Source organism: Stieleria tagensis (assembly GCF_024129865.1).
Classification (GTDB): Bacteria; Planctomycetota; Planctomycetia; order Pirellulales; family Pirellulaceae; genus Stieleria; species Stieleria tagensis.
On record NZ_JAMYFE010000031.1, the window covers coordinates 1 to 24,397 of the forward strand.

At 56.0% G+C, this 24,397-nt stretch carries 14 protein-coding genes; 6 read left to right on the plus strand and 8 right to left on the minus strand.

Annotated features, from left to right (window positions below):
- Positions 1-95 precede the first annotated feature (95 nt).
- Entirely contained in the window at positions 96-1,238 is a 1,143-nt protein-coding gene (locus NHH03_RS06365) for a glycerate kinase (protein WP_253154922.1), read from the minus strand.
- Positions 1,235-2,890, minus strand: a complete 1,656-nt coding sequence (locus tag NHH03_RS06370) for an alpha-amylase family glycosyl hydrolase (protein ID WP_253154923.1) — start codon at positions 2,888-2,890, stop codon at positions 1,235-1,237. The genes NHH03_RS06365 and NHH03_RS06370 overlap by 4 nt, the downstream gene beginning before the upstream one ends.
- Positions 2,891-3,119: 229 nt before the next feature.
- Between NHH03_RS06370 and NHH03_RS06375 the strand changes: the two genes are divergently transcribed.
- Positions 3,120-4,205: an acyl-CoA dehydrogenase family protein gene (locus tag NHH03_RS06375; RefSeq protein ID WP_253154924.1), complete on the plus strand. Its 1,086-nt coding sequence runs from the start codon at positions 3,120-3,122 to the stop codon at positions 4,203-4,205.
- 8 nt (positions 4,206-4,213) lie between these two features.
- Here NHH03_RS06375 and asnS read toward each other — a convergent pair whose 3' ends face one another.
- A complete protein-coding gene (gene asnS, locus NHH03_RS06380) occupies positions 4,214-5,608 on the minus strand; it encodes an asparagine--tRNA ligase (protein WP_253154925.1) in 1,395 nt (464 codons plus the stop codon).
- Positions 5,609-5,940: 332 nt separating this feature from the next.
- Between asnS and NHH03_RS06385 the strand changes: the two genes are divergently transcribed.
- Positions 5,941-9,813: a DUF7133 domain-containing protein gene (locus NHH03_RS06385; protein WP_253154926.1), complete on the plus strand. Its 3,873-nt coding sequence runs from the start codon at positions 5,941-5,943 to the stop codon at positions 9,811-9,813.
- A gap of 155 nt (positions 9,814-9,968) precedes the next feature.
- Positions 9,969-12,443, plus strand: a complete 2,475-nt coding sequence (locus NHH03_RS06390; RefSeq protein ID WP_253154927.1) for a YidC/Oxa1 family insertase periplasmic-domain containing protein — start codon at positions 9,969-9,971, stop codon at positions 12,441-12,443.
- A gap of 147 nt (positions 12,444-12,590) precedes the next feature.
- Here the strand turns inward: NHH03_RS06390 and NHH03_RS06395 are convergent, their stop codons facing one another.
- On the minus strand, positions 12,591-13,841 hold the full coding sequence (locus NHH03_RS06395) for a PHP domain-containing protein (RefSeq protein WP_253154928.1): 1,251 nt from the start codon (positions 13,839-13,841) through the stop codon (positions 12,591-12,593).
- Positions 13,842-13,849: 8 nt separating this feature from the next.
- Positions 13,850-14,611, minus strand: coding sequence for an exodeoxyribonuclease III (locus NHH03_RS06400; protein WP_253154929.1), 762 nt, complete (start codon positions 14,609-14,611; stop codon positions 13,850-13,852).
- 172 nt (positions 14,612-14,783) lie between these two features.
- Between NHH03_RS06400 and NHH03_RS06405 the strand changes: the two genes are divergently transcribed.
- The gene (locus tag NHH03_RS06405; RefSeq protein ID WP_253154930.1) at positions 14,784-16,934 is read left to right on the plus strand and encodes a Tex family protein; all 2,151 of its coding nucleotides are present in this window, start codon (positions 14,784-14,786) and stop codon (positions 16,932-16,934) included.
- An 85-nt stretch (positions 16,935-17,019) separates the two neighbouring features.
- The gene (locus tag NHH03_RS06410; protein ID WP_253154931.1) at positions 17,020-18,864 is read left to right on the plus strand and encodes a sulfatase family protein; all 1,845 of its coding nucleotides are present in this window, start codon (positions 17,020-17,022) and stop codon (positions 18,862-18,864) included.
- On the opposite strand, the gene NHH03_RS06415 is transcribed toward NHH03_RS06410, so the two are convergent.
- The 3 genes from NHH03_RS06415 to NHH03_RS06425 all read right to left on the minus strand — a co-directional run bounded on the left by NHH03_RS06415 (position 18,830) and on the right by NHH03_RS06425 (position 22,652).
- Positions 18,830-19,693, minus strand: coding sequence for an inositol oxygenase (locus NHH03_RS06415; RefSeq protein ID WP_253154932.1), 864 nt, complete (start codon positions 19,691-19,693; stop codon positions 18,830-18,832). The two genes, NHH03_RS06410 and NHH03_RS06415, sit on opposite strands and share 35 nt — an antisense overlap.
- A 95-nt stretch (positions 19,694-19,788) precedes the next feature.
- Positions 19,789-21,234, minus strand: a complete 1,446-nt coding sequence (locus NHH03_RS06420) for a sulfatase family protein (protein ID WP_253154933.1) — start codon at positions 21,232-21,234, stop codon at positions 19,789-19,791.
- Between the two features lie 110 nt (positions 21,235-21,344).
- On the minus strand, positions 21,345-22,652 hold the full coding sequence (locus NHH03_RS06425; protein WP_253154934.1) for a hypothetical protein: 1,308 nt from the start codon (positions 22,650-22,652) through the stop codon (positions 21,345-21,347).
- 298 nt (positions 22,653-22,950) lie between these two features.
- Here NHH03_RS06425 and NHH03_RS06430 point away from each other — a divergent pair, with 298 nt between their 5' ends.
- The gene (locus tag NHH03_RS06430; protein ID WP_253154935.1) at positions 22,951-24,327 is read left to right on the plus strand and encodes a dicarboxylate/amino acid:cation symporter; all 1,377 of its coding nucleotides are present in this window, start codon (positions 22,951-22,953) and stop codon (positions 24,325-24,327) included.
- Positions 24,328-24,397: the final 70 nt, after the last annotated feature.

Genomic DNA, 24,397 nt, shown 5'->3' on the forward strand with positions numbered 1-24,397 from the left:
GGTTACCGTAAAAGCGCAACTGGCTTTTCAGCTCAAATGGATCGGCAAATTGCGACTTCGATCTCTTCACTCACGTTTGCTGTAACGCAGCGCCGCTATTGCGAACTTTGAAATGGGCGAATGAGCTGGCTGGCCGCGTCCACTAACAGTGACTTGGCGTTCTGGATGGTGAACTCCAGATCACGTTCTGGATCGTGGATCTGAATCACACGGCGCAAACCCAAATCGTGGATCGTTTTTTGCTGCATCGCCAACTGACCACAAACTGCGGCGACCGGGACGCCGTATTTTTCGCCGACAACCGAAACACCGTGCACCAATTTTCCGTAGGCGGTTTGGTCGTCAATCCGTCCTTCACCCGTGATGATCAAATCGACCGCCCCCCCGGCCAACAAACGTTCGGTCCCGGTGAGTGAAAGGACAAATTCAATCCCGGATTGATACTCCGCCTGCAAAAACACTTTCAATCCATACCCGGTGCCTCCGGCCGCGCCGGCGCCAGCGACATCGGCCGCCGCGATGCCCAAATCTCGCTGCACCACTTGGTCCAAGTTGGCCAACCCCAACTCCAACTGCGCGACCATGTCTTCATCGGCGCCTTTCTGTGGTGCATAGACGGCAGCGGCCCCTTCATCACCCAACAGTGGGTTGGCAACGTCGTTGATGGCAACGACGCGAACGTGATCCAGAGCGGGTAATCGACCACTCGCATCGATCGACGCGATCTGCTGCAGTTGTCCACCAACCGGATCAATTTCAGTGCCTTGCGGGTCGATGAACCGATAACCAAGTGCAGCAGCGATGCCGACGCCGCCATCGTTGGTGGCACTGCCGCCCAAACCAACGAAGATTGTTTCGGCGCCGCGGGCGATCGCGTCGGCGATCAAGACGCCGGTGCCCCGCGTGGAAGTCAGCATCGGGTTGCGTTCCGCCGCCGACAACAACTCCATGCCGGATGCCTTGGCCATTTCAACATAGGCACAGTTTGCCTGGGCATCGAAAAGGTACTTCGATTGAATTTCACGTCCCAGCGGATCGGTTGTCTGGCAGGCAATCGAATCGAGGCAGGGATGATTGTTTTCGATCGAATGCAAAAATCCGTCGCCACCATCCGAAGCGATGATGTGGTGAACTTTGATGTGATCGTCGACGGCGCGGATGCCCTCAGCAATCGCGGCGATGACTTCAGCCCCGCTCAACGATCCTTTGAACTTGTCTGGAATAATCAGGATGTTCATTTCAGCCACCGGAATTCAAACGGTTGCAATGAAACCGAATCGCCGGCGACCGGTATTCCGGTCAGCAGATCCACCGCGCCGGCATCGATCCCTTGTACCGTCGCGGGTTGATCGGAAAAGTTATGGAGCGTCATTACCCGGTCATCGCCAATGCCACGTTTTACCAAAAACACACTGCCATGCTGTTCGTACTCGGCGGGTCCATAGGGATCAAACGCCGGTTGCTCTGATCGAACACTCAACATCTGTTTGTAGCGTGTAAAGACACTGTGGCGAATCGATCCTGCAACGGCAAGTTCCTGTTTCAATTTTGTGTAGTTCAGTTTTTGTCGGTTGATGCGACGATTGATGCCTGAGTCGATCGCGGCTTGGCGGTCATTCTGCGATCCAACCAGGGAATGATAGTAGATCCCTGGGACCCCAGGCATCGCGAGCATCACCGATTGTGTCAGCAAGAAACGTTGCACGCGCAGCGCATCGGACTGCTGCGGCGAGGTTGCAAAATCAAAGTAATTGCAATTGATCTCGTAAGGCGACTGTGTCCCATCACCGTTGTCACGCATCGAGACAAACCCGCCGTGTTCTCGAGCGATCGCCGCCAACTGTTCGACGTCGTCGTCAGGCACGATGCCCTGCAGCGGACGAACGCCAACGCCATCATGGCTGGCCGTAAAATTAAAGAAACAAACTTGGTCGCTGGGCAGGTCCAAGCTCTGTGCCCACTGCGTCAACACCGTCACGTCTTGCTTGTGCAACGAGTGCATCAACAGCGGTGGCAGTGTGAAGTTGTAAACCAGATGGGCTTCGTTGTATCCGTCGCCGAAATAGGAAACGTTTTCATGATGGGGCACGTTCGTTTCCGTGATGATCACGACGTGGGGCGCGATCTGTTGGATGAAGTGCCGGTAGAGTTGGATGATCTGGTGCGTCTGCGGCAAATGCATGCACGACGTTCCCAGTTGTTTCCAAATGAACGCAATCGCGTCCAGACGGATATAGCGGGCGCCACGCGACACATAGAACAGCAACACGTCCAACACCTGGACAAAGACGTCGGCGCTGTGGAAATTCAGGTCAACCTGGTCCTGCGAAAACGTCGTCCATACAGAAACCGTCTGGTCACCACGTTGGTAGGGATGCAACAGCGGCAGCGCTCGTGGCCGTGTGACACTGGAATAGTCCGCGCTGGGATCGGCGACCAGAAAGTAGTCGTCGTACTTTGGATCACCCGCTAGAAAGGATTGAAACCATTGTGAATGTTGCGAAATGTGATTGACCACCGCGTCAAACATTAACTGATAGGATTCGCCGATCGCCTGGACATCGTCCCAGCCACCCAGAGCTGGATTGATCCGGTAGTAGTCTTGAACACTGAACCCGTCGTCCGACGTGTATGGAAAACAGGGCAGCAGATGAATGGCACTGACAGCATCGCCCAACTGTGCGATTGCGAACCGCCGCAAACAATCCAGTGGCGGGCCATCATCGTCGACAAACGCATCTCCATATGTGATCATGATGGCATCGCGTTGCGACAGACGCTGGGAAGTTGCAACCTTGAATTGATACTTGGTCAGCAGTGCCTGAACCCCTGATTCAACCCGGTGGGCATCCTCGGGATACAGTGATTGGATCATAGAGGCCGTATTCATTGGTTCCCTTTTTGATGTCGCATCTCGAATGCCATTCCTGCGTGACTTGGCATTGCTGCAATAATTTACTCCATCGGGTGACTCTGTTTGCCGTCGCCTTTGGCAACGCCCCGACTAGACTCCGCTAGATCCCGATTGGGGCAGTCGTGCAACCAAACGCGAATTGCCGCATCAACCGACGGCGATCAACCGAACGCTCTTTCGTCTGACTGCTGAGAAATCGATCACCGTGCCACCTCACCCCCTCGACACGACGTTTCAAACGCTTGCCCGTGATGCCGCGCGGTGGCGCACGGTCAATGATTGGCCCAGCGACTCGTTGGTCCTGTGTGGCCGCAGCGGACTATTCCGTGGGCTAAGTGGGCTGGCGACGGACCCTGATTCCGATTCCGGTTGGAGTCCGCAGCGTCAGTTGGAAACGATGATGGAACTGGCGACGGCGGATCTGTTGACCACGTTTGTGATCACCCAACACTTAGGTGCGATCAAACGGTTGTTGAATGCAGATCATGCCGCCAACAACCCATCCAGTCGGCAGCGGCTTGGCCATTTGTTGTCCGGTGACCAAATTGCTTCGGTCGGGATCAGTCATTTGACAACCAGCCGACGCCATCTGAATCGCCCCGCGGTGCTGGCTCAGCGGGTCGATGGAGGCTATCGCCTGACCGGTACCATTCCTTGGGTGACTGGTGCCCGCCACGTCGACCAGATTGTGGTCGGCGCCTCACTGGACGATCAGAGCGAACTGCTGGCGCTGATCACTCCCGATGATCCCGGCGTTGATTGCGGACCGGGCGCCGAAATGATCGCGATGACAGCCAGTTGCACCGATCAGGTCATTCTGGACGATGTCTTTGTTGCCGACGCGATGATCATCAGCGGGCCGAAAGCCGACGTGCTGACCGCCGTCGGCCAGTCGCAAACCGCGCCCACGGGAGCCGGTGGGTTGCAAACGTCCGCGCTGGCGCTCGGCTTGTCCACCGCCGCGCTCAACTACTTGCGGTCGGAATCGGAACAGCGTGAACACCTGCGAGCGATCGTCGATCGGTTTTCAGTCGAACATCAATCGCTACGAGAATTGATTCTGGCTGCGGCCGCCGGACAATCGGCCTGTGACTCGGCATCCATTCGTTCCACTGCCAATGGATTGGTGCAACGGACCACCAGCGCGGCGATGACAACGGCCAAAGGCGCTGGGCTGATGATTGATCATCCGGTCGGCCGCTGGTGCCAACAAGCGTTCTTTTTCTTGGTGTGGAGTTGCCCACAACCGGTCGCCCAAGCCCACCTGTGTGAATTGGTCGGCTTGGAATAAAGAGCGCACTAGAATTCGGCGCTGCCGGGTGTCCGTGGAAACGGGATCACGTCACGAATGTTGGCCATCCCGGTGACGTATTGCACCGCCCGTTCCAGTCCCAGCCCGAACCCGGCGTGTGGCACCGTTCCGTATTTGCGCAAATCGGTGTACCACCAGTAGTCATCATCGCTGAGGGATTGCTCGGCCATCCGCCGCTGCAACACATCCAGCCGCTCTTCCCGCTGGCTACCGCCGATGATCTCGCCGACGCCGGGCACCAGCACATCCATTGCCGCGACGGTTTTCCCGTCATCACTGACGCGCATGTAAAACGGTTTGATGGTGGACGGATAATCCGTCAAAATCAGCGGACCACCGACGTGTTTTTCGGTCAAAAAACGCTCGTGTTCGGCTTGCAGGTCGCTCCCCCACTGGATTTGATAATCGAACGATTCACCGCAGGTCTCCAGGACTTTGATCGCATCGGTATAGGTCATGTGCTGGAACGGTTTGTCGATCACGCCACGAATCTGATCGATCTTTCCTTTCTCGATCCGCAGGTCAAAGAACTCCATGTCTTCGCCGCAATGTTCCAACACATCGCCAAAGACTTGCTTCAGAAACTTCTCTGCCAACTGCATGTTGTCAGAGAGATCAAAGAACGAAGCCTCGGGTTCGACCATCCAGAATTCAGCCAGATGCCGACTGGTGTTGCTGTTTTCGGCGCGGAACGTTGGCCCGAATGTATAAACCCGCCCCAGTGACGTCGCATAGGTCTCGGCTTCCAGTTGACCGCTCACAGTCAAAAACGTCGGCTTGTCAAAAAAATCGAACGAGAAATTGACCGGGCCGCCGGATTTGGCTAGCCGTTCTAGATCCAAGGTGGTGACACGGAACATCTCGCCGGCGCCTTCGCAATCGCTGGCGGTAATGATCGGCGTGTTGACATAAAAAAAACCGTTCTCGTGAAAGAACTGATGAATCGATTGGCTGATTTGGTCGCGAACACGCATCACCGCACCAAGCGTGTTGGTACGCGTCCGCAGGTGCGCCCACTCACGCAGTTTCTCAAACGAGTGGCGTTTCTTTTGCAGCGGATAGTGTTCCGGATCAGCCCATCCCAACACACGGATTTCGTTGGCATGTAATTCCGTCGCTTGGCCTTTTGCCGGAGACGATTGCAATTCGCCTCGCACCACCACGCTGCAGCCGACGGTCAGTTTCTGGACTTCGCTGGCGTAGTTCGACAGTTCTCCTGGCGCGACGACTTGGACATTCCCCAATGACGAACCATCGTTGATTTCTAAAAAGCTAAAGCCCCCTTTGCTATCACGACGGGTTCGCACCCAGCCACGGATCTCACAATTGGGGCCGACCGATTCGGCCATTCGAGCTTGTTTGACGGGAATCCAATCGCTCATAAGAAAATACGGCCGGTGTAGGAGTCGAGGGTGAAGAATCGTAGTCGGACTGGGAAATTATCGCTCGACGCCCACCGTGGCAATCCAGATCAGGTGCTCGATGCGTTTCGGCCGACAACTTGCTCTTGCAACGAACGGCCGGATCTGCCTACGTTGCCACAGTATTTTATCGACCTCCTCCACAAAATGATTGCGCCATGGACGGCAGTTGGATCGAAAAACCAGCTTGTGTAGATCAGTCAACCAGAAAACACCTGGCTTCGTCGCGGTGTTGCCACGTTTCGGTGGGCCGTTTGCTCGGCAACCTGACTGCGGCAATGCTTGTTGCTGGTATGACGATATTCCTGTCACCTGGCAATACAGCGGCGGGTGAAGCCGAATGGATCTGGGCGAACGGCACCAGCGCACAGCAATCGATCTCGGTTGGCAGCCGATGCTATTTTCGCAAGCCGATCAACCTGAGGGTTGCCGCGGAAGTGAAGGTCGAAATCGCCGCCGACGACCAATACAAACTGTTCATCAACGGTCACAGCGTCGGTGCCGGCCAATCGTCGCGAACCGTGGATGAATACGACGTCAGCGAGTATTTCATCGTCGGCCGCAACATGGTGGCAATCGAAGTCACCAACCGCCAAGGCGACACCGCAGCGCTGGCCGCTCGCGTGGCCGTGCGTCCGAACAACAGCGACGAATGGTTTACATTCAGTTCCGACCCCTCGTGGAAAACCAGCACCACCCACAGCGAATTGTGGGAAACCGTTGTCTTTAACGATCGGCTGTGGGGAACCGCTGCGTCGTTCGGCCCGCTTGGTGACACCGTGCCGTGGGACCGCGCCGAAACGGCTGCGGACCAATTGGCAGACGCCCCACCAGCAATGCCCCGCCCGACGCCGCAAGACGATCTCAGCGATTCAGTTGGAAATTCGATCGTCGCCCAAGATGCGGACGCAGCCGACCATTCAGCCCCTCAAACCCAGCAACGAGAACGCTTTCAAATCCAAAAGGGATTCGGAGTGCAACGCATTCTGGCGGACGAAAAAATCGGTTCCGTGATCGCGATGACGTTCAACGAGTTTGGCCACCTGTTGATCTCGCAGGAAAACGGACCACTGTTGCTGGCCTATGACGATAACGACGACGGCATCCCAGAAACTGTACGCACCTATTGTGAACAGGTCAGTTCCTGTCAAGGCATTCTGGCTCTCAACGGCCAAGTGTTTGTGACCGCCGAAGGCCCCAAAGGCGCGGCGCTGTACAAGTTGACCGACAAAGATCGCAACGGAACATTGGAAGAAGTCGAAGCGATCGTCGAATTTGTTGACGCCAATGGGAAACCCGCCAAACTGGGCGAACACGGCGCCCATGGTTTGCGGCTTGGCCCCGATGGCATGATCTATGTCGCCGTCGGCAGCCACGTTCAGGTCAGCGGAAAAATCGGCGATGGCGAAACCTATCGCGACCCGTACGAAGGCGATTTGTTGCCGCGCTATGAAGATCCGGCTGGACACGGCCGCGGTATCAAAGCCCCCGGTGGCACGATCATTCGCACCAACACCGACGGCAGTGTTGTCGAGAAAGTCGCCGGTGGACTGCGCAACCCCTATGACATTGTGTTCCACTCCGGCGGTGCGATGTTTGTGCACGATGCGGACATGGAAGCCGACGTCGACACCGCGTGGTATCGACCCAACGCTGTTTTTGACGTGACCGAAGGCGGTGAATTTGGCTGGCGAACCGGCTGGGCAAAATGGCCCGAGTACTACTTCGACCGACTGCCCGACACGTTGGACACCGGACGCGGCAGCCCGACCGGCAGCGTCTGTTACGAACATTACGCCTTTCCCGTACGCTACCAAAACACACTGTTTCTGGCCGACTGGAGCGAAGGCAAGATCCTGAACGTTCGCATCAAACCGCGTGGCGCCAGCTACGTCGCTGATAGCGAAGTGTTTTTGCAAGGCCAACCGCTGAACGTCACCGACCTGGAAGTGGGTGCCGACGGCGCGCTGTATTTCTGTACCGGTGGTCGATCAACCGCCGGCGGTGTGTACCGCGTGATCTACAAAGGCGATATCCCGGATCGGATGAAGAAACTGGGCACGGGCATCGCAGCAGCGGTTCGGCAACCCCAAGTCGAAGCGGCTTGGTCACGGCAAAAAATCGCGTCGATCAAACGGGAACTCGGTGATCAATGGAACCAGCTTGTTGCCGGCGTGGCCTACAGCGACGACAACCCACCGGATTATCGCGTCCGCGCGATGACATTGATGCAATTGTTCGGCCCGATCCCCAGCGAAGACCTGTTGCTGGAACTGAGCGAAGCCGAAAGCGAATTGGTGCGTGCCAAAGCTGCGCTGATGCTTGGTCGCAAACCGGGACCGCGAGGTAAAAAACGCCTGCAAGTCTTACTAGAGGACGATGCACCAGTCGTGCAACGCGCCGCCTGTGAATCAATGTTACGTGGTAACGTGATCCCAACCGACACCAAAGCCTTGCTGGCAGTGGTCGGATCGGGCGACCGCACGTTGGCCTTTGTCGGCCGTCGATTATTAGAACGAATCCCCAACGAACGTTTCCGCAACGAAGTGCTCAGCACCGAAGACACGCGGATCGCTATCGTGGGCATGTTGGCGTTGGTTTCGACCGATCAAAGCGAGGCCACCGCGATCGCCGTCTTGGAGCGTTCCAGCGAGATGATGAACGGTTTCCTAAGCGATGCCGACTTCATCGATGTGCTGCGATTGTGCCAAGTGACATTGCACCGCAGTGGTGTAGATCCAGAAAAAGTTGCCGCGCTCGGTCGCCAAATCGCCGAAGAATTCCCAGCAGGTGAACCGCGTATTAATCACGAAGTCATTCGATTGGCCAGCTATTTCGGGTCCGATTCGCTAGCCGATCGCGCCATCGAGTACTTGGAATCCGATGCACCGCACGAGAGTCGCACGTTGGTGGCGATGTGCTTGCAATCGATGTCCAAAGGCTGGAATGCAAAACAGCGTTTCGCAATTCTGAAGTTCTTTGAAAAAGCGGCCAATCGATCCACCGCCGGATCGTTGCCGATGTACATGACCAATGTCACCCGAGACTTTGCATCGACGCTGTCGGTCGACGATTTGCACGCCATCCTGGAACAGGGACATGTCTGGCAAAACGCGGCGTTGGCGGCGATTTACAAAATCGAGCGACCGATCGATGCCAAAACGACCACGACGTTGTTGAATCTGGATCGACGAATTCGAGATCAGACAGAGGTTCGCGACGTGCAACGCCGCCTGCGGACGGGAATCATCGCCCTGTTGGCCAGTTCGGAAGAACCCGAGGCCGGCGACTATCTGCGTGAATTGTGGCGAGACGAACCGCAGCGACGCGCCGTACTGGCAATGGCACTGTCGGTTCATCCCGAAGGCGAAAACTGGGACTACCTGGTTCGCAGCTTGAACATTGTCGACGCCGATGCCGGCGAAGAAGTGGTCCGCGCACTGATCAAGGTCGACGTCGCAACCGACGACCCGATGGCGCTCCGACAGTTGATTCTGTTGGGTGTGCGAGCCGATGAAGCCGATCGATCCTACGAAGACGTCGAGCGATTGCTGGAACATTGGACGGGGATGGAACGCCCCACGGGTGCAGAAAAATCCATGCAGCCCTGGCAAAAATGGTATGCCACGGTGTACCCCGATCGCCCCGCCGCCGTGCCACCTCAAGCCGACGAGTCTCGCTGGGATTTTGAACAACTGGTCAGTTATTTGAACAGTGACAAAGGGCGTGTGGGTGATGCGGAACGCGGCAAACTGGCGTTCAACAAGGCCAACTGTGCCCAGTGCCACCGATTCGGCAATCATGGCGAATCGATCGGCCCGGACATGTCCGGGATCGCCCGCCGATTCACCAAACGCGAAATCGTCGAATCGATCCTGTATCCCGCTCACGTGGTCAGCGACCAGTACTCCAGCAAAAAAATCTTGACGCTGGAAGGAAAAGTCTTGATCGGAATGGTCAGCGAGCAGTCCGACGGGACCCTGGTCGTGCGTGACGCACGCAACAATATCTCCATGGTGCGGCCGGGCGATGTGGACCAAATCCTGCCCGATACCAGCAGTATCATGCCAAGTGGGCTGATCGACGAACTGACGTTGACTGAAATCAGCGACATGATGGCGTATTTGGGCGTGGTTCCCGCCGCCGAGATCGCCAGTCGGCCCTAGTGCTTCCCAAGATTCTGTTGGGCGGCAAGAATACCGCAGCGGAGCGCCATCGATGCGCTCCCCATGAACCCACCGAATAAACTCGTGGCGATTCCCCGACACACCCGTCGCCCCGGTGGATCAGCCCGTATTTCCCCGCATCAACCGGATCGATCGTGGATCGCCGCACCTACACGTTCGTTGTCGCTTCGGCGGCATTTCTTTTTTTCTACCTCTCGCTGCGAACGCTGGTCGTCCCGCCGCAGCCGCCACCGAACGTCCCACCCGCCGATGAAATCGCTCAACCAGCCGACGAATCGGCTGAGGGTGAGAAGTTGGCTGCGGATTTGCCCAGCGGTGACAAACCGGATCAACCAGAAGACGCAGAGGACGATGCGGGCGATTCGACGACGCAAACCACCGAGTGGTACACGCTGGGTTCGATGAACCCGGCTGACGAACATCAATTACTGATCTATTTCCGAAATCGTGGCGCCGCGATCGAGCGGATTGAATTGACCGCCCGTGAGGAAGATGGATCATTTGCCTATCGCCGCGTCGACACCCGTAGTGGCTATCTAGGCTATTTTGCCGGCACTGCCAGCGAGCGAATCGATGGCTTGCATGTCAATGTGATCGGCCCCGGATCACCGGCGACCACTGCCACCACAGCCGACGGCCAAACCGGCATCCAAGTCGGTGATGTGATCATCGCCGTGGCGGGTGCCCCGGTGCAATCCGAGCAGGAGATTGCCGAGGCGCTGCGGGAAACCAAACCTGGTGATTCAGTGGTCGTCGAAGTCGTGCGCGGCGAAAACGCCGATGCGGCCGCTGCACCACTGTTATTTGACGTCACGCTGACCGAGCATCCGCTGGATCTGATTCGGCTGGCCAAAGACGGCGGCGACGATCAAATCGTCGGCAACCTGTCCCGGCTGTCCAGTCTGATGACGCTCGCCCAAGTCGGCCGCAAAGGCATCTCGACGGGAAAACGGGCGCTCGATTCGCTGCCCTTACCGGAAAACCAGACTTGGACCGCCAACGTGACCTCCGGTGACAACGGCAGCCAATCAATTCGCTTCGAAACCAACCTGGGTGCCAAAGCGATGCAGAAGCTGGGCGGCCAACCGGTTCGCATGGTTCGCTCGTTCACGATCGAGCCCAGCAGCTACATCGTCGATATGGACATGGAAGTCATCAATCTGGGTGACACGCCACAGCAACTGGCCTATCGCCTGGAAGGCCCCAACGGGTTGACCGACGAAGGCTGGTGGTACAGCACCAAGATCAGCCCCAACTTTAGCGGAGCGGCGGCCCGCGACGTGGTCTACCGAACCGCTGCCGACGGGCATGAACTGATCAGTGGCATGACGTTGCTGAAGGAAACTCGCAAAACGCCGGAAGAACCAAATTATGGGCTGTTTGCTGCGGACAGCGACGCAGCAGCGCGACAGCTCAGCTACATCGGTGTCGACGCCCAGTATTTCGCGGTTTCCTACATCCCCGCAGATGGCGAAGCGTTGCTGAATCAATTCGACCGCGCCAGCGCAATGATCGTGGCCGACGAAGCCAAGATCAAAGCCAACAAAGAACGGGCGATCAACGTTTCGTTCTTTTTAAATAGCAGTCCCGCCAGCATTGCCCCGGGCGAATCGATCCGCCAGTCATTGCGGATGTTTGCCGGTCCAAAGGAACCGGAGTTGTTGAACCAATACGGCATCGGTGACTTTGTCTACTACGGCTGGTTCTCGTTCTTCTCCAGCATCCTGTCGGGGTTGCTGCACGTGTTGCAAAGCATCGTGCAGAACTATGGGATCGCAATCGTCCTGTTGACCGTGATCGTTCGCGGGCTGATGTTCCCGCTCAGCCGCAATGCGGCCGTCAATGCCCAGCGGATGCAAGAGCTGGCGCCAGAGATGAAGAAGATCGCGGAAAAATACAAAGACGACATGGAAGGCCGTCTCAAGGCTCAACAGGCACTACAAAAACGCGTCGGTTTTAATCCGCTCGCAGGTTGCCTGCCGATGTTCTTGCAGCTGCCAATCTTCATGGGCCTGTACCGCGCCCTATCGGTTGACATCGATCTGCGGCAAAAACCGCTGTTCTCTCCCAACGGCTGGGCGTCCAACCTGGCCGCTCCCGACCAATTGCTGTATTGGGGCGACTGGATGCCGGAATTCTTTTCCGGACGCGGAACAGGCTGGCTGGGACCCTATCTGAATATCCTGCCACTGTTTGTGGTCGTGCTGTTTATCACCCAGCAAAAGTTGTTCATGCCGCCGGCGACGGACGAACAGACCGCCATGACGCAAAAGGTCATGACGTTCATGACCCTGTTCATGGGCCTGTTCTTTTTCCGTGTCCCTGCCGGTTTGTGCATCTACTTCATCGCCAGCAGCCTGTGGGGTATCGGCGAACGCCTGTTGGTCAAAAAGACGCTGCCCAAGGGCAAACACTTTGATTTGGAATTGGACAGCGATGGCGACGTGATCGACGCGGTGGCAACATCCAAGTCCTCCCGAGCAGGCAGCGGAAAACCAAAGCTGACATTGGCGGAAAAACTAATGGCTCAGGTCAATCCGCAAGAACCGGAACAACCCGTCGAACGCCCGAGCAAACGGAAACGTCCACCAGGCAATAAAAAACGCTAGCGTTCAGCCGAACGATCAGTGACGACACTCGCGCCTGGCAACCGTAGCTGGACCGGCCACGGTTCAGATTTCCCCGCACGCGTGGCCGACTGAACCCTGGCGGGATCAGCTACGGGAACACTGCCCGTTAGAGCTTCTACTCCGTGCTTAGTTCGACTTTTTCCAACCGACCGGCTGCGTCCAAGCCTGTTGCTTTTGGTTTTCAAACGATGGATCGTGGTGGTCTTGGTCACTGGTCACCAACGCGCGGACGTACAATTCCTTGCCGGTCATCGTGTACGTTGCTGAGTCGCCCGTGTGCGACGCGACGGTCACGCCGATCCGGTCTGAATCCGCATCCGATCCGTCGGCGCGTAGAGTGGCAATAAAATCGGTTCGATAGGTCGCGCCATTTTGAGCATCGATCTTGACGGCCAGCGTCCCTGATTCAGCATCAAAGTCGACCGACTGCAATGACACGCCACTGGACGCATAGAAATCGCCGCGTTTCATCGCAGCGATCAAATGTTCGGCCGTTAGGAACCGGCTGCGGACCATCACCCAACCACGCCCCGGTCGAGCGCCTCGTTTGCCGTGATACTCGTGTGAATCGTCTGTCCCGATTCCCATCATTGGCGGGACGTTCGCCTCACCGCAACGGATCGCGTTGACCATGTCCCACATCTGCTCGATGCCCGGATGGTCTTTGTCGCCCAGCTGATTGACACCGGGGTGACCGTTGTAGACTTCAAAGAATTGCTCGCTGATAACAGCGGCCAGGTCCTCTGCGGTCATCGCGTACCCGAAATTGGGATGATTGATGTGCGGCAACACTTCGCGACCGTGGGATTTTTCATGCTCCAAAATCAGACGCAAGTTGTTCTGCATCGCTTCACGAACCGTTTCGCCACCCGCCGGCGCCAACACATCGGCGATGTTCGTGGCATTGATGTGAACCGGTCTGCCTTCGGCTCGGTCACTGATCTCTTCCGCTTGAATCAGCAGAAACTCACGCGGTTGCTCCAGTAAATGGCGAAACTCGTTCAACGGTTTCAGCCTGATTTCCATCTGCCCGGTTGTTGGCGACTCGCGAGTTTGCACCCAGTGATCGCCGAATCGCTCGCGATAACGGTCAACGACGCCATCGTCGCTGCGAGCGATCACTTTTTCCAGATCCATCCAACGCATGCCTTCGCTCAACACGTTGTGGTCGGTCAGCGCCAAGAACTGATAATCATGGTCGCGGTACCAGTCGGCAATCATTTCCGGGAACTGGTCTCCATCACTCCACAACGAGTGGGTGTGCAAGTTTCCCTTCCACCAACGCAATTCGTCATCCAATTTCGGCTGCTCGGCCAAGACGACCGATTGCAGACTGGCAAGGATCGCGATCATTCCTGTCAGAAATCGTTTCATCATCTATTTCCTTATGCTTTGAGAGTCAGTTCGACCGGACAGTGATCGGAACCCAATATTTCACAGCGAATTTTGGCACCTTCGATTCGGTCCCAAAACTTTTTAGCGACCCAGAAGTAATCCAAACGCCAGCCGACGTTCTTCTCACGGGCGTTCATTCGATAGGTCCACCAAGTGTAGTTGCCTGGATCGGCGTTGAATTGACGGAACGAATCGACAAAGCCGGCTTTGACCATGTTGTCCAAACCGCCTCGTTCTTCGTCGGTGAAACCGGCATTTTTGCGATTGGATTTAGGGTTTGCCAAATCAATTTCTTGATGCGCGCAATTGACATCGCCACAGAAGATCACCGGTTTGCGTCGATTTAGTTTTTTCACATAGTCCAGGAAATCGCGGTCCCACTGTTGGCGATAATCCAACCGCAGCAATCCACGCTTGGAATTGGGCGTGTAAACGTTGACCAAATGAAAATCGGCAAAGGTCGCCGTGACCACACGGCCTTCGTTGTCATGTTCTTCCTGGCCGATTCCGAGCTGCGTTTTCTGCGGCGGCGACTTGGACCAAATTGTCGTCCCGCTGTAGCCCTTCTTGCTGGCACAGTTCCAGGTTTGGTGGTAACCCAGATCATCGGCCCAGCCCAGGTCCACCTGCTGCGGTTCCGCCTTGGTTTCTTGCAAGCACAAAATATCGGGCTGATCCGTTTCCACAAACTCGCGGAACCCTTTGTCCATCGCCGCTCGGATTCCGTTCACATTCCAAGAAATCAATTTCATCGCGTGCTCATCGCTTTTACCGGGAAAAGCCCGGATTGTACCGCCAACCACTCCAACGGGCGATCGATCAGCAACCTGCACGACGAATATTGCGTCCAAACCAGCGGTCTGAGATAAACGCGGCAATCCTTGTTGCCCGTTGAGAACCGCACGAAGACAAATCAAAAGCACGATGAACGACGAAACGCTGCAATCCATCGCCGATCAGCTGGAAATCCCACTGAAACAAGTTCGCGCGGCGGTGGAACTGCTGGAAGCCGGCAACACAATTCCGTTCATTGCCCGCTACCGCAAAGAAGCCACGGGCATGCTGGACGAAATCGCACTGCGGGCGATCGAAGACGCCGCGGAACGCGCTGCGGCCCTGGCCGCTAGAAAAACGACCGTGCTCAAGTCGATCGAAGAACAAGGATTGTTGACGACGGCGCTGCAGCAACAGATTCAGCAATGCACCGACATGCGTTCGCTGGAAACGCTGTACCTGCCGTTCAAACCCAAACGCCGTACACGAGCGACCATCGCTCGCGAGCGAGGTCTACAGCCACTGGCCGATCTGCTGGCGTCCCAATCACGACTGGGCAAGGCCAAACAGCAAACTCTCAGTCAATTTGTTGACGCCGCCAAAGAGGTTCCCGATGTTAAAGCCGCCTTGGCCGGCGCACTGGATATCGTTGCCGAACAATGGTCAGAGGACCCCGAGACGCGAACTTGGATGGCCGACCAAACCATGAAATATGGCCGCGTCACCTCGACGATCAAGCGCGGTAAAAAATCGGCCGAGGGGGCTGAAAAATTCGACCAATACTTTGAACGCCAAGAGTCGGTGAATCGCATTCCCGGTCACCGCCTGCTGGCGATGATGCGAGGATCATCGGAAAACATCCTGCGCATCAATGTCGAACTGGACAGTGACCGCGAGCGCAACGAACTGAAACGTCGACTGGTCCACAACCGCGACTTTGAATTCTTCAATGAACTGCAAGACTGTGTCGACGACTGTTACGAACGATTGTTGATGCCGGCGACCGAGTCCACCGTGCTACAGCATTTGAAAGAAAAAGCCGACGAAGAAGCGATCGCAGTGTTCGGCAAAAATCTGCAAGAACTTCTGATGTCAGCACCGGCCGGCGCCAAAGTCACGATCGGCATCGATCCCGGATTTCGAACCGGTTGCAAAGTCGCCGTGGTCGACGGCACTGGAAAGTTTGTTGCCAATGCGACGATCTATCCCACGCCACCGAAAAACGATACCCGCGGCGCGGCAGCGGTTCTGTTGGATCTGATCCGCAAACACAGCGCACAACTGATCGCAATCGGAAATGGCACGGCATCACGAGAAACCGATGCCTTTGTCGGCGCGCTGATCAAGGAACATCACTTGGATGTGACCAAAGTGATGGTCAGCGAATCCGGAGCATCGATCTATTCAGCGAGCGAATTGGCGGCCAAAGAGTTCCCCGACCTGGACATCACCGTCCGCGGCGCCATCAGTATCGCCCGTCGGTTGCAAGATCCGTTGGCGGAACTGGTGAAAAGCGATCCGAAATCGATCGGTGTCGGTCAATATCAACACGACGTCAATCAAGCGCAACTGCGCAAGTGCCTGGATCGCGTTGTCGAGTCCTGTGTCAACCGTGTCGGCGTCGACTTGAACATGGCAAGCGCCCCGTTGCTGTCCTACGTCGCAGGAATCGGCCCCAAATTGGCCGAAAAAATTGTCGAGCACCGCAACGCCAACGGAAAATTCAGCAATCGAAATCAATTGACGTCGGTACCCAAATTGGGCAAGAAGGCGTTCCAACAATCCGCCGGCTTTTTGCGTATTCGTGGCGGCGATCAACCACTCGATGAATCTGCGGTGCACCCGGAAAGCTACGTGGTGGTGCAGCGGATGGCGAAATCATTGCAGTCGGATCTCAAATCGATCGTCGGCAACACCGCACTGTGTCAAAAACTGAACGCCAAAGATTTTGCCGACGACCAGTTCGGGATCCCAACCGTACAAGACATCTTGTCGGAACTGGGCAAGCCCGGTCGCGACCCACGCAGTGAATTCAAGGCAGCCAAATTCGATGATGCGATCAACGAAATAGGTGATCTAAAACCCAACATGGTGCTGGAGGGTGTGATCACCAATGTGACCCATTTTGGCGCCTTCGTTGATTTAGGCGTGCATCAAGATGGACTGATCCACGTCTCGCAATTGTCCGACCAGTATGTTTCGGATCCCAGCGAAGTGGTCTCGGTCGGTGACGTGGTGAAGGTCAAAGTGTTGGAAGTCGATTTGGCGCGAAAGCGAATTTCGGTAACACGTAAGTTCTAACCGCCGGCGGTTAGGATCCTGGTAAACTGTCGTTCCCCCACGGCCAGTTTCGGTCGTGCGGATTCCCTGCCAGAGGTCTCAGCCGATGACATCGCTTCGCACCGCCACGCTTTTCGCCAGTCTCCTACTGCTATTGCCAGGCTACTGCAGGGCCGACGATCCGCCCAACCTGTTGGTGATCACGGTTGACGACATGAGTTGTGATTCGGTCGGTGCGTTTGGATGCCAACTCGCTGACACAACGCCCAACATCGACGCCCTGGCTGCATCGGGAATGCGATACCAATACGCGCATGTCCAAGTCGGAAACTGTTATCCGTCGCGCAACGTGATGTTTTCGGGACGTTATCCGCACAACACAGGAGTCGAAGGTTTCTACCAGGTAAAAAACCCGGACTATCCGCATCTGGTCGATCTGATGAAACAACGCGGCTATTTCGTTGGCATTCGTGGCAAGGTTTCCCACTCCACACCCTACCAACCGTACGCCTGGGACGCCGACCTAACGATTCTCAATGGCAAACAACAGGACATGAAGAATGCCGATTCGTATTATGCATCAACACGACGCGGTATTGAACTCGCCCAGCAGGCCAACAAACCGTTCTGCTTGAACATCAACATTTCTGATCCGCACAAACCGTTCTACGCGATGGGCAAATCGGGCAAGGTCATTGATGATCCGAATCGGCCGTCGCGTGTGTTCACGCCGGCGGAGGTTCCGATTCCAGGTTTCTTGTTCGACGACCCAGATGTGCGAGTCGAATTGGCACATTACTATTCGTCGGTTCGTCGGGCTGATGACTGTGTCGCTGCCGTCATGCGGGCGCTGGGTGAATCCGACCAAGACGATGACACTGTCGTGGTCTTTTTGTCCGATCATGGAATGCCACTGCCGTTCGCCAAAACCGCCCTCTGGCATCACAGCACACACACGCCGTGGATCGTCCGCTGGCCGGGTGTGACCGAACCCAGTTCGATTGATACCGAACACATGATTTCCGCGGTCGACCTGCTGCCAACGCTGGTCGAGATCGCTGGTATCAAAGCACCTGGCGGTTTTGACGGACGCTCGTTTTTGCCGACCTTGCAAGGCCAGGACCAATCCGGGCGTGACTTTGTTTTCAAAGTCTACAACGAGAACTCCGGTGGCAATCGCAGTCCCATGCGCAGTGTTCAATCAAAACGTTTCGGCTATCTATTCAATCCCTGGTCAGACGGCAAACGTGTGTTTCGCACGGCAACCACAGGCACGATGACCTATCGCGCAATGCAGCGATTAGCCGCCAACGACGAATCGATCGCAGCGCGGCTGGAGTTCTTCCAGCATGGCGTCCCCGAAGAATTTTATGATTATGAAAACGACCCGGATGCGTTACACAATCTGATCGACGATCCCCATTACGCTCAGGAATTAGCGGAGCATCGGGCTGCGATGCTAACGATGATGCAACAATCCGGTGATCCTTTGCTGGACGCATTTGAACACCGCAACGACAAACAACGGGTCAGTGACTATGTCGACAAAGTGCAGGCCGAATCGGACGCCAGACGGCAAAACAAACGAAAACAACCATCAGCCTCGCGGCGGTCTCAACCGGCTCAAAATGCAAAACTATTTCGTATGAGCGTCCCCGATAAAATCGAATCGGCAAACGAATTGGTGGCCAAATTAACCTACGAGTTACCCAGCGAACTGGGCACCCAAAAATTTCACGTCACACTCAAGGACGGCGCAGGGAAACGGATTGAACGGATCGTCAAATCCGCCGCCGGAAATGGCACGTTGGAATTTCGATTTAAACTTCCTGCGACGTCTGACCGCTTCAACGTGGCTGCTTTCGTCGGCGAAGATTTCGCCACCAACCGGTTACACCGAACCGCCGGACCGATCATTACCAATTCAGCTTCCCCGGCAGAAACTCGTTGATCAGTTCTTCGTAGTACGGTCGTAATTGTTGGACATCGGGGCGCTGGTCGCTTTTGGTATACAAGTCATACGGATTGAACAATCGCACCCAATGGAACATCTGTTGGTCGTGATCGTTCATCAGATGGTCGTAGGCGGATTCGCGATGCCCGGCATAAAACGAGTGATAGCGGATCATGTACAACGCTTCCTCTGGCATGCGATCTTTGACGACCTGGTACAAGTACTCGTCATGCCCCCAAGACATCGAGACCTGTGAAAGCCCGATCTGTGGTTGGTAGATTCCCAGCGGCGTGTTGTATCGCGCGTCGGCCTGATCGGGGTTGTCGTCAAAGTACTCGGCCAGCACGATGCGGTCTGAGAACCGGCAACCGACCGGAAACGTATCGCCGACCACGGCCCACTGGGGTTCACCGAACAAACACAGCACCTTTCCCAAGTCGTGGATTAAACCGGTCAGAATCATCCAGCGTGGGTGACCGTCGGCGCGAATCGCTTCGGCGGTCTGCATCAGGTGTTCGATCTGGGAAAGATCCGTATCGGGATCGCTGTCATCGACCAACTGATTCAGAAACTCCATGGCTTCCCAAACCGTCATCTGAGATTGCCGCAGCGGCAAAAACTGAGCCTGTTTTTGACGAACAAAATCAAGCGTTTGATAGCGATGATTCAGCCGATAAAACTCCTTCACACCGGCCCGAGTGTCTTCGCCGTAGTTGCGAAACTCTTCGCTCGGCTTGCCGGGTTCCGGGTAACGCTCTACGACATCGGCTTCCCATTGATCCAGGTCTTCGAGTGGATTGGGTTGTGGTTGGTGAAGGTGGGACATCTGCTGCTGCCTATGGTAAAGATGACCGAAATAAGTGTGGGTGTTTTTGAGGGGGGATACCTGACTGCAGTTTACAACAATGACCAGCCGAGGCCCTATTTGCCAGGCGTCTTTTCAATCACGATTTCGGCATCATTGGCTTGCGGGGCACCGGGAGTGCTACGCCCGGCAGCGACTTGTTGCTGCAACAGGTTCTTGAGCTCGTTTACTTTTTCCGGATGGGAGGCGGCCAAGTTGTCCTGTTCGCCAAGATCCGCGTTCATGTCAATCAATTGCACCATCGGCAAACCCTGTTGTTTGTACTTCGCCCAAGATTTTTTCGACGGGCGGTCGCCGGTCCAGCCGCCTGAACCGGGGCACAGTGACAGCTTCCAATTGCCCTGACGAATGGCAAAGAAACCGGAGACACTGTGGTGGACAATGGTCTCACGCGAGGATTTCGATTCGTCCTTGAGCAACGGCAGGAAACTGATGCTGTCTTCGCAGGCGTCGGCTGGCAATTCCACGTCGACGATGTCAGCAACCGTCCGCATCACGTCGGTCAAACAGATCAATCCGTTTTGACGCGTTCCAGGTGTGATCACTCCGGGCCAGGATGCCAAGAAAGGGACGCGATGTCCGCCGTCCCAAATATCGGCTTTGGAACCGCGCAGGTCGCCGCTCGGGTAGTGACCGAGTTTTTGCAACTGTTTGAGATTGGAAGTTGGCGCCGACGTCCCATTGTCACTGCTGCAAATGATCAATGTGTTGTCCAACTTGCCACTGTCACGCAGCGCAGCGACCACTTGGGCAAAACTGTCGTCGGTCTGCATGACAAAATCGGCATGTTGGTTCAGCCCACTGTTGCCTTCCCATTTTGCACTCGGAACGACAGGACTGTGTGGTGAACTCCACGGCACATACAAAAAAAACGGTTGTGAATTGCCCTTTCGCGATTCAATATAGTTCACTGCGGATTGGGTCAGCCGTGGCAACATTTCGACCGGTTCGATCGTCGCAGTGACGACATCATTGTCGATCCAGGTCCGGATTTGGCGGGCATGGTGAAAACCATGGAATTCATCAAACCCGCCTCGATCGATCGGCCCCTGAGTGACTTGGCTGCCGACGGGAACTTCTTTTGAAATGTGTTGCCCGTCAAACAACATCCCCAAATGCCACTTGCCGACGATCGCTGTGTGGTAGCCCTGTTGCCGCAGCATCTTGGCAAGCGTCAAACGATCAGCCGCGATCAATGAATCACCACCGGTTAGCACACCGGACTGCAACCGCGTCCGCCAGGCATATCGCCCTGTCATCAAACCATAGCGAGTCGGCGTACAGACCGAGGAACCACTGTGCGCGTCAGTAAAAATCATCCCGCTCGCCGCGACCGCGTCGAGCCCGGGTGTGGGGATTTTGCCGCGTTTAGGATTCAAGCACTGCAGTTCACCAAACCCCATGTCATCGGCCAGCATGATGACCACGTTGGGTCGCTCGCCCGCAGAGGCAACTGAAACGGCCAGCAGCAACAGACTGGTAATGAAAGTACGGATGATCATATGCAACACCAAAGTAAACGCATGCAGCGCAGGACAAGTGGATTGAACGAGAAACGAAACTGGCGGTGTTTTCCGTGTTTGGTCCCGTCACGGTTTGGGACGACTGATCTCTAACTGTTTTGTTTCAGCAGGTCGGCGATGTCCAACAAATAGACCTGACGCCCACCATCGTGTGGACTGTCGATGGCAACCTGCGTTCCGTCGTTGCTGCAACGTGGGTGAGTGTCACAGCGCCATTCACCGGTGTATTGAGGCGGCGAGGGGAAATGCCCTAAATCGAAGCGACGACCGCTGGGAACATGGTACAGGTAAACCGTTTGCCGCCGTGTCTTTTTATCGGGGTAGGTGTCGTTCAGAATCCAATCTTGATAGGGCGCAGCCAGATACGTGTTGTGCCCATTGGATGTCATTTTGTCGGCCCCCACCGGTTTGACAATCTTGGTTTGATCAACAAAGTCATAGAAGCCATTGGGCATCCCTTGCGGCTTGGTCCACATCGTCACCGCATCGTTGCCTTTCCAAATGAAGTGCGAGGTGTATCCCGACGGATCCAGCTCGTATCGGTCGCTGCCATCGACCGCTGCGGTCAACATCCGCGTGACAAACCCGCCTTTGTACTGCAATGTTTTCGGATCGAATTGCGGTCGGTAGCGATGTAGCACGATGAAACGCTGCGAATCGGGGCTGACTAGCAGATGATTGAAATAGTGCCAGGCCTGGGCGTGCGTGTCGCCATCGGACCAGGGCATTGCCGCGACGTCGGCCAGCGACAAAATCAGTTTCTCTTCGCCGGTGGCCAGATCGACACGCCAGACTCCGGAATCCGCCGGCGCACGTTCGGCCACATGCGGATCGGCTAGTCCGGCGTACCCATATCCCGGTCGAAGATTGTTGATGCGACGAAAATCGGCCGACAATCCAAACGCGCCATCGGGTGAAACCGTGTAAATCGGCCGATTCAACGTCCGCACCTGCTGGGTGTCTGTCGAATAGATTCGACACACAAACGAGTCGCCCTGGCGATCGTTCCAAAGAATCTGTTTTCCATCGGTTCCGAGCCACTGCAACATACAGCCTTGCTGCCAACCCCAGGCAGCGCTCTCTCCGATCGGGTTCCAGTGGTCACCGTTTGCCGTGTCAACGTAACCGACACCGATTTTGTCTCCCTGCTGCGGCGACCGACCTTCGAAGGAAACTTCGTTGGACAACACCAGCGTGTTGGTCCCATCAAATTCACGCTTGTCGTAATATCCAAACCAATGATTTTTCGGCCCAGCGGTGATTGCCCGGCAGGGGACAAATGTTTCCAGGGGTCCTGTTTCCGGCGCCGGGTCCGCCGCACCCCGAGCACGGGAGGCAAACGTAGCAACTGCGGTGGACGAAGCGGCGATATGGAATTGGCGGCGTGTTAGTTTCATCAGTCCGATTCGATGTGCAAAACAAAAATCAAAAAGTACGGGACGAGCTTAGTCTAACCGCTGACCGGACTGGTTTGTGATTTCAACGGACGCCGCACTCGACAGACGACACTCGTCGGTCGACTGACAGAATGCTCCCCGCGTTTGTGAAACCAATGAAACGATCCAGCAGGAGTGAAGTGTCCCAAGATTGCTGCGTAATTTCTTTGCAGCCCGTGGCTTGGCGGAATGACCCTGTGCCGAACTTTGCTATCTTGATAGCGCATCACTCTCGTTTTACTCGCACCACCCAGCGTGTATGTCTGATCCGATCCCAACCGATGAACCCCAATCGACCAAGCAACCCCATGGCAATTGGCTGACCTATGCGATCTGTGTTGCGATCGTTGCCGCAATCGCGCTGGCGCTGTTGGCGCCCCACCTTGCGGCATCGTTGCACATCGGCGGCGAATTGTTTCTGCGGATGTTGAAGATGATCGTGGTCCCGTTGGTGTTCACGTCGGTGATGTGCGGGGTTTTGGGAATGGGAGACGTCCGCAAACTCGGCCGGCCTGGCGCCGCCGCGATCGGCTACTACATCGCCACCACAATTCTGGCCGTCATCGTCGGATTGGTGGTCGTCAATGTGGTTCAGCCCGGTGTGGGAACCGTCGACCAGGCCACGTTGGATCAAATGCAGACCGAAGACCGGGGGTCGCCAAAATCCAAGATCATCAAAACCCTGGCGGAATCCAGCGGGTTAAGCGTGTCGGAGGTCGGCGGTGTGCTGGAAAATTTGCCGCCTGGGGAATCGGTCCAGCCCGGAATCGGCACGATCTTTGAAAACCTGATGTTGATGCTGGTCACCGACAACCTGATCGTTTCAGCAGCCAACACCCAACTGTTGCCGATCATCGTGTTTGCGATCATGTTCGCCGGCATGCTGACGACAATGCATGACGAAGTGTCGGTGATCACGACGCTGATCACTCAGACCAACGCGGCGTTGATGAAATTCGTGATGCTGATCATGTATTTCGCCCCGATCGGAATCTTTTGCCTGGTCGCGGCGCGGTTTGGCGAAGCGCAAGCCAATGGGCAATTCATCCAGGAACTCTCTCAAATCGGCTGGTATTTTGGCACCGTCTTGCTGGGTCTGGGGATCCACGCTTTCATCACATTGCCAGCGATTTTCTATCTGATTCGACGCGAGAACCCCTATCGCTACATGTTGGCCATGTCACAAGCCTTGCTGACCGCGTTTTCGACGGCCAGTTCGTCGGCGACTCTCCCGGTCACCCTGGAATGCAGTGAGGCCGCGGGAATCTCGAAACGATCGACCGAGTTTGTCGTGCCACTGGGGGCCACCATCAACATGGACGGGACGGCGCTGTATGAAGCCGCCGCCGCCATCTTCATCGCTCAGGTCGCACCGGGGATCGACCTGGATTTTTGGCAGCAAGTGGTCGTCGCCGTGACCGCCACATTGGCCGCCATCGGTGCCGCCGGAATCCCGGAAGCCGGCCTGGTGACCATGCTGATCGTGCTCAATGCGGTCGGTTTGCCGCTGGAATACATGGGTTTGATCCTATCGGTCGATTGGCTTTTGGACCGTTTTCGGACCACCGTCAACGTGTTTGGCGACGCCGTCGGTGCGGCGGTCGTGGAGAAAACGCTACCGGAGATTGACAACTGAAACCGGGGCTGCAATGCTGTTGAGACTGATTCTCATTTCCCGCCCCTGCAGTGCTCGCAGACCGTCTCTC

Bases quoted from the DNA above. Each gene is read 5' to 3' on its own strand.
- NHH03_RS06420 (WP_253154933.1), bottom strand. From the start codon at position 21,234: ATGATCATCCGTACTTTCATTACCAGTCTGTTGCTGCTGGCCGTTTCA.
- NHH03_RS06405 (WP_253154930.1), top strand. From the start codon at position 14,784: ATGAACGACGAAACGCTGCAATCCATCGCCGATCAGCTGGAAATCCCA.
- NHH03_RS06425 (WP_253154934.1), bottom strand. From the start codon at position 22,652: ATGAAACTAACACGCCGCCAATTCCATATCGCCGCTTCGTCCACCGCA.
- NHH03_RS06400 (WP_253154929.1), bottom strand. From the start codon at position 14,611: ATGAAATTGATTTCTTGGAATGTGAACGGAATCCGAGCGGCGATGGAC.
- NHH03_RS06415 (WP_253154932.1), bottom strand. From the start codon at position 19,693: ATGTCCCACCTTCACCAACCACAACCCAATCCACTCGAAGACCTGGAT.
- NHH03_RS06365 (WP_253154922.1), bottom strand. From the start codon at position 1,238: ATGAACATCCTGATTATTCCAGACAAGTTCAAAGGATCGTTGAGCGGG.
- NHH03_RS06370 (WP_253154923.1), bottom strand. From the start codon at position 2,890: ATGAATACGGCCTCTATGATCCAATCACTGTATCCCGAGGATGCCCAC.
- asnS (WP_253154925.1), bottom strand. From the start codon at position 5,608: ATGAGCGATTGGATTCCCGTCAAACAAGCTCGAATGGCCGAATCGGTC.
- NHH03_RS06385 (WP_253154926.1), top strand. From the start codon at position 5,941: ATGACGATATTCCTGTCACCTGGCAATACAGCGGCGGGTGAAGCCGAA.
- NHH03_RS06410 (WP_253154931.1), top strand. From the start codon at position 17,020: ATGACATCGCTTCGCACCGCCACGCTTTTCGCCAGTCTCCTACTGCTA.
- NHH03_RS06395 (WP_253154928.1), bottom strand. From the start codon at position 13,841: ATGATGAAACGATTTCTGACAGGAATGATCGCGATCCTTGCCAGTCTG.
- NHH03_RS06430 (WP_253154935.1), top strand. From the start codon at position 22,951: ATGTCTGATCCGATCCCAACCGATGAACCCCAATCGACCAAGCAACCC.